General features: G+C 52.1%; 8 protein-coding genes. 1 reads left to right on the forward strand and 7 read right to left on the reverse strand.

Translation table 11 applies throughout. The features are described from left to right. Positions 1-73 precede the first annotated feature (73 nt). Genes OEV59_06140 through OEV59_06155 form a run of 4 tightly spaced genes read right to left on the reverse strand, consistent with a single transcriptional unit; the run spans position 74 to position 3,601 of the window. Entirely contained in the window at positions 74-916 is an 843-nt protein-coding gene (locus tag OEV59_06140; protein MDH4227316.1) for a hypothetical protein, read from the reverse strand. Further along, positions 913-2,223 carry a polysulfide reductase NrfD gene (gene nrfD, locus OEV59_06145; protein ID MDH4227317.1) on the reverse strand — a complete coding sequence of 437 codons (1,311 nt, stop codon included), beginning with the start codon at positions 2,221-2,223 and terminating at the stop codon, positions 913-915. The genes OEV59_06140 and nrfD overlap by 4 nt, the downstream gene beginning before the upstream one ends. A 7-nt stretch (positions 2,224-2,230) precedes the next feature. Then, positions 2,231-3,292: a 4Fe-4S dicluster domain-containing protein gene (locus OEV59_06150; protein MDH4227318.1), complete on the reverse strand. Its 1,062-nt coding sequence runs from the start codon at positions 3,290-3,292 to the stop codon at positions 2,231-2,233. Between the two features lie 15 nt (positions 3,293-3,307). Next, positions 3,308-3,601, reverse strand: coding sequence for a twin-arginine translocation signal domain-containing protein (locus tag OEV59_06155; GenBank protein MDH4227319.1), 294 nt, complete (start codon positions 3,599-3,601; stop codon positions 3,308-3,310). 212 nt (positions 3,602-3,813) lie between these two features. On the opposite strand from OEV59_06155, the gene OEV59_06160 reads away from it, so the two are divergent. Beyond that, positions 3,814-4,110: a hypothetical protein gene (locus tag OEV59_06160; protein ID MDH4227320.1), complete on the forward strand. Its 297-nt coding sequence runs from the start codon at positions 3,814-3,816 to the stop codon at positions 4,108-4,110. Positions 4,111-4,205: 95 nt separating this feature from the next. On the opposite strand, the gene OEV59_06165 is transcribed toward OEV59_06160, so the two are convergent. The 3 genes from OEV59_06165 to OEV59_06175 all read right to left on the reverse strand — a co-directional run. After that, positions 4,206-4,628, reverse strand: a complete 423-nt coding sequence (locus tag OEV59_06165; GenBank protein MDH4227321.1) for a ferritin-like domain-containing protein — start codon at positions 4,626-4,628, stop codon at positions 4,206-4,208. Between the two features lie 66 nt (positions 4,629-4,694). Then, positions 4,695-5,438, reverse strand: coding sequence for a response regulator (locus OEV59_06170; GenBank protein MDH4227322.1), 744 nt, complete (start codon positions 5,436-5,438; stop codon positions 4,695-4,697). Between the two features lie 138 nt (positions 5,439-5,576). Beyond that, on the reverse strand, positions 5,577-6,000 hold a 424-nt coding region (locus OEV59_06175), incomplete at its 5' end, for a PilZ domain-containing protein (protein ID MDH4227323.1).

A 6,000-nucleotide genomic window follows, 5' to 3' on the forward strand; every position in this document is an offset into this window, starting at 1 on the left:
ATAATACCATGTAACGGGCTTTTTGAATAGGGTTTCCAAAAGGTAAAAAGACCGCCCTCAAAGGGCGGGAAAATCAGTGGCCTGCCGGCTTTTCTGCGGCAGCAGGGGCTGCGCCGTTAGACGGGGCTGCGGGTGCATCTGTTCCGTGCGAAGCGCCGTGGGAGCCGCCGCCGTGGGATTCCTTCTCATGGTCCACGTTCTTCATGCGTCTTGGAAGCGCAGGCGCTGGATCGGGCTTTATTGGCTGAAACTTTACGGCAGATACGGAATGCGGGTCATGGCACTCGGTGCACACCCACCAGCGCTTCTTACCGCCCTTTGTCCAATCCCCGGTGCGCTTACCGTGTATGCCGTCTCTCCAGTCCCTCAAGATATCGCCGTGGCACTTGCCGCAAAGCTTTTGCGGCTGATCAAAGGAAATGTTTTCACCCCTATTGCCTACGAGCTCGTTCCGGTTCGTGCGGTTATGGCAGTCCAGACACCATACGGCCCCCTTGCCGTGCTGAAAGTCCTTGGGGTCGCGCGGCGCGTACATCTCGTGCGGATAATTAGGGTTCGTGATTTTACGCGGATTGTTATTTGCAGGCACCGGGGCCATGGAGAAATGGCATCCGGAGCACGGATAGAACATGAGCTTCGTTGTCCTCTGCTTTACGACCGCCTCTTCCGTAAGATAATCGGCCTCGACAGTATTCGGCATCGGCCCCATTGGCACGGTGCCGTCATAGGGATTACCCCACCAGAGAACTCCGCCGGTCGTCTTCGAGCACTTTACATTCACCGCATCCGGATTATCTCCTGTAACGGCAACAGTTGTAGCCCCTTCCCTGCTCTCGAAGCAGTCTTCGGAGTACGCGGGGAGGGCCGCTATAATAACCGCAGCCAGAGCTGCTATGGCTATAAAGGCCTTTTTCATTCTTTCTTGCCCATTGTCCTGTTGAGCTTAAGGTCAGGGTCGAAGTACTGTTCTTTCTTCGGCTCCTCGAATGCCGGTTCCTCATACCTCATCTTGCCGGTCTTTATCGCAACCGAGGCCTTTAAAAGCATCGAGAACATCATCAGACCGAATGCCCACACGCCTATCGTGCATATCACCTCGAGAAGTGTCGGGTAGTACTCGGTAAACTCCCCTACCGGCGTGGGTATGTAGCCCGGAAGGAGAAGCCCCATGCCCTTTTCTATCCATATGCCGAAGAACGCCGCAAGGCAGATAATGGGCAGTATGTTAAGGTTCTTTCTTACCTTCGGTATGAGAAGAAGTATAAAAGACCCCCACATCAAAACAAAAGAGGCCCAGAACCAGGGAACAAGCCTCGTTAGGCCGTGTTTGCCGAGCATAAGGTATATGAGGCCGTTTGCGTGCTCTGTCGGAGAATAAAGCTCGGTCACTATCTCAGAAAGCATCAGAAAGAGCGCAATGCCGAGACACCAGACGACTATCTGCGAGAGAAGGTTGAAGACCGAATCCGGAATCTTAAAGTCCGTTGATTTCTTTATCACCGTAAAGGCGACGATTATGAGCGCCGGGCCTGCGGCAAACGCCGTTGAGATGAACTTTATCGGCAGCACCGAATGGTGCCACATGGACCTTGCGGCAAGCGTGTTCAGAAGAAATGCCGTGACCGTGTGGATGCTAAGCGCCCAGACTATGGCTATGTATACGAGCGGCATGTAGAAGTACTTATTTACTTCCTTGCCCATATACTTCTGATAGAGATAATAGAAGGCGCAGACAAAGTTAAGGAACAGATATCCGTTTAGCACTATAACGTCGGAGTTAAGGACCGAGTTTGGCCAGTTGAATATGCCGTGCAGATAAGGCAGCGGCACCCAGCCCGGTATCATGTGCCAAAGCCTGTCGGGCCTGCCCATGTGCAGAAGGATAAAGAGCATGCACATGGAAACGGCAGAGATGGCAAGCATCTCTCCAAGCACGACGACATCCTTCATATCCTTACGATTGTAAATGTAGGCCGGAAACACGACGGTAACGGCTGCTGCCGCAACACCTACGAGAAATACAAAGTTCGAGAGGTAGAGGCCGTCGGAAATCTGGTCGCTAAGGCCGGTGACAATTAGCCCCTTGAAGGCCTGCTCGATACTGCCAATCGCCATAAGCGCTATGAAGAACCCGAGGAACGCGAGCCACGCGTAATAGCGCGGGCTGCCTATCCAGCAGGCCAGGAAAAAGTCTATGCAGAATTTTACGATGCTTCTTACCATGCGCCTCTTAATCCATGAAGTAGAAGAACTTCGGGTACGTGTTCGCCTCTGCCTTGAGCCTAAATACCTTCTTACGCTCGAGAATTTTCCTTACCTCGCTATTGGGGTCAAGAAGGTTACCGAACTTCCTTGCCCCTACCGGGCAGACCTCGACGCAAGCCGTGTAGCGACCCTGACGCGTCCTCTGCACGCAGAAAGTGCACTTCTCGACAACACCCCTCATCCTCGGGCGATTACCAAGGTAATGCGTATTCGGGTTCATTTCTTCCTTTGGAAGATTGGGCTTACCCCAGTTAAAGCGGCGCGCCCAGTACGGACAGGCGTTCATGCACATCCTGCAGCCGATGCACCAGTTATAATCTATGACCACTATTCCGTCCGGATCCCTGTAGGTCGTTCTTACCGGGCAGACCTTTACGCACGGAGGCTTTTCGCACTGCATGCACTGCATAGGGAAATAAAATGCTTCTTTCTCAGGCACCTGCTCCGCCTCGTAGTAATGCTGGCCTTCGAGCACAACGCCCGAAGGGGCTCCGGCATTACCGCCGACCTGTATGCCATGCGGGTACTTTGTTCCGATTATCTGCTGGGGCGAGCCCTTGTCCATGTTTTCGGCAAGAAAATTGCCCTTTTCCATACGAAGCACCCGTATCCACTGTATCTCGGTGCTTTCCTCGCCGCCCCTGGACTGGTTATTCTCTTTAACGCAGGCATGTACGCATCTACGGCAGCCTATGCACTTCTGGATATTAAGGGCATAGCCAAAGAGCACACCTTCGATTGCGGGGGTTCCGTCGACCTTAACTTTTTTATCGTACTCTTCGCTGTAACGGGACTCGAGCCGCTCGATAGCTTCCTTCTTTTCCTCATCGCTCATCAGGCGGTAGTTCTTCTGGAACCACTCGGCCCAGTGGAGCTTTGCCTCGGCCTCATCGCTTCCGCTAAGAAGTGCGGCTGCACCAGCGACAGCGGCAGTCGTGGCCGCGCCTTTTAGGAACTCGCGCCTTGAGTTAGGCTGCGCGTCGTCCTGCGCAATAGTCTCGATTTCCTTTTTATCTTTATCTTCCAAGACTAAAGACCTCTTTTAACCGTTCTTGCCTTCTTTATAACTCTTCTCGAAAAAGTCCACGAGCCCGGCCTTTTCAGAGCCCTTCATCTCAATGTACTTTTCGGAGGTAAGCTTGTCGACTACACGCGCTTCTTCTTTTTCTATTTGCTCGCGGCTTACGGCGTCCGAGGCCGGTATAACGGCCTTTTTGGCAACCACAGCGGCAACCGTGACCGAAGCAACACCAAGGGCAGCGCCCTTTAAAAAGTTACGCCTCGAAGACTTTGCCTTTAAAACTGTCTCTTCTTTTTTTTCGATATTATCGCTCACGCGCGGCACCTGTTGGTTTGAAAATGAAAAACCTTTAATCCAAGGCCGGATAAGGCCCTTTGTATACAGTATACAAACCGTAATATATCAAACCCATTTCAAGGTGTCAACGACAAAAACCCCGCAGCTGAGGCAAAACAATTGACATAACCTGTTTTATTTAGTAAAACTAAGAAACCACCCCAAAATCCGGCAGCAGGAGAGGCACTACCATGGCACAGCCAGGAAGTCCGGGCGCACCGAACAATCCGCTTAGAAGAACCACGGACAGCGCGCGCGTAATATTCTATACCGACATGTTCAAGATAGTGGGCGACGTACACCACCCGGTTGGCGGCAGGGTCTCGGATTTTCTAAATAAAACGATAAGCGGCCAGGCAAGAGAGGTCTTTATCTCTGTAACAAACGCCGAATGCTTTAGCATCACCACCGGACAGCTCGTGCATAAAAGCAAATTCATGTCCATACACAAAGACCACATCCACATGGCAATACCGGCTGAGGCGTAAACGGCCGGCAAATCCGTCTTATTTGCTTAAATAAAAAAGCGCCGGAGGGATTATCCCTCCGGCGTCCTAATTTGCGCGGCTTTTTTCTTAAAGCTCTATATGCCGAGCGCCTGCTCCAGGTCCATGGCATGCTCCTGCTCCATGGCGAGTATTGTGCGCAGTTGCTGCGCCAGGGCGAACTCCTTTAGTGCCTCGGCCTGCTCTATCCTTGTCTTATACCTTGCTATGGCGTCGTTCTCGCCCTCGAGGTCTTGTCTTAGCATGTCGTCGTTATCCTCGGATGTCTTTATCTCGCTTACGTCAACTGTCGGCACGCCCCTTAGATAATCTATCTGGTCTGCGAGTATAAGGGCATGGCCGATTTCTTCGGTTGCATGGAGTTTAAGTTCCTTTATAACGTCCCCATACTTAGCGCCTGTCATCACTGCCGCGTGCTGGATGTACTGTATCGCTGCAGCGTACTCCTTGGCTAGGTCTGCGTTAAGAAGTTCTACGAGCTTTTCCTTTGTTATGTTCATAATATCCTCCCTGATATAATTTTAACCGCTATTGGCACGGATTGCAAGGCGCTGCAGGCAAATCTCTTAAACTCCAACACTGTCCTCGCGGCAGAATTCGATGTATTTTTTCATTAGCTTTCTATCATGATCGCTAAGGGCCTTGAACTCCACCCCTGCCCCTGCAAAGCGGCTGTTCTTTTCCTCCGCTGCCGTAGACCACATGACCGTGCCGCTTGGCATAAGCACCGTCTCATCAAACGGCGCAAGCGAAAATTCGAGGCGCACGAGGCTTCCCGGCACGAGCTGAAGAGTCGTGTTCAAGAACACCCCCTTCAAACCGAAGTTCAGTATGAGCCCGTCATGGTAGCCTGCGCCGAGCATGAACCTGGTTTTTAGCGTCCTGTATATCCTGCCCGTGCCCCTGACGCTTCCCTGCTTGTCGGGGAAAAGATACCTGTTTACAGCGGCAACGAACTTGGGTATGGGCATGTCGGCCGGTATTATGCCGCTTGCACCAAGCCCGCGCACGTAGAACTCGACATCCTTCTCAGGCTTTGTAGCTGTTATACAGAGTATGGGGAACTTCCCCATAAGGGCATTCTCCCTTATCCACTCTATGACGCCGTAGCCGTCTACATGCGGCATCTCAAGATCTATGATAAGCGCGCCGAGCCCGGCGGCACCTTTGGATAATTCCTCTATAACGCCCGGGCCGTCAAAGGCGTATGTGACATCATGCCCGACTTCCTTCAAGACATCGCTAAGCTTGTCCTTGAAGCTGACCTTGCCCTCGGCTATGAGGATTTTCTTTGGTGTTTTCGTTATCATGGATGAACCCTGGCAAACTCGGCAAAAAACAACAAGAAACCGCGTATTGCCGGAATAGTAATGTTTAGCATTGCCAGTGGAAATAGTCAAACAGAATATACAGAAAAGACCGGAGATAGCCCCTACGAGCAAGTACTTTTAGCCTGCGCCAAGAACGGCCTCGGCCATATAACGGTCTATGAACTTCCTCTCAATGCTTCCGAGTTCCGCAAACTCGAGCCCAACACCCGAAAACCTGCTCTTTAACATAAGGCTGCCGGTATTCCAGCGCGCAACACACGGCACGCAAAGCCTGTCGCAACCGATAGAGGGCAGGGAAAAATCGACATTTATGCTGCTCCCGACCGGTATCTCGGTATCGGCATGCAGAAATATCCCGTTCCTGCATATGTTGAGTATGGTGCCGCAGTCCCTGCGCCCGTTAGACACAAAAGAGGCCGGGATGGCGCCGTAAACCCTGTCCTTTGCGCGCTTGGACGGCATGTCCGGGAATAGGTGCCTGTTTATGGCCGACATTATCGCGGCATGCGGCTGGTTCTTGGATATGATGCAAGGCGCGTAA

The sequence above is a fragment of the Deltaproteobacteria bacterium genome, from assembly GCA_029858205.1.
Classification (GTDB): domain Bacteria; phylum Desulfobacterota; class GWC2-55-46; order GWC2-55-46; family DRQE01; genus JAOUFM01.

Bases quoted from the DNA above. Each gene is read 5' to 3' on its own strand.
- OEV59_06140 (MDH4227316.1), bottom strand. From the start codon at position 916: ATGAAAAAGGCCTTTATAGCCATAGCAGCTCTGGCTGCGGTTATTATA.
- nrfD (MDH4227317.1), bottom strand. From the start codon at position 2,223: ATGGTAAGAAGCATCGTAAAATTCTGCATAGACTTTTTCCTGGCCTGC.
- OEV59_06160 (MDH4227320.1), top strand. From the start codon at position 3,814: ATGGCACAGCCAGGAAGTCCGGGCGCACCGAACAATCCGCTTAGAAGA.
- OEV59_06165 (MDH4227321.1), bottom strand. From the start codon at position 4,628: ATGAACATAACAAAGGAAAAGCTCGTAGAACTTCTTAACGCAGACCTA.
- OEV59_06170 (MDH4227322.1), bottom strand. From the start codon at position 5,438: ATGATAACGAAAACACCAAAGAAAATCCTCATAGCCGAGGGCAAGGTC.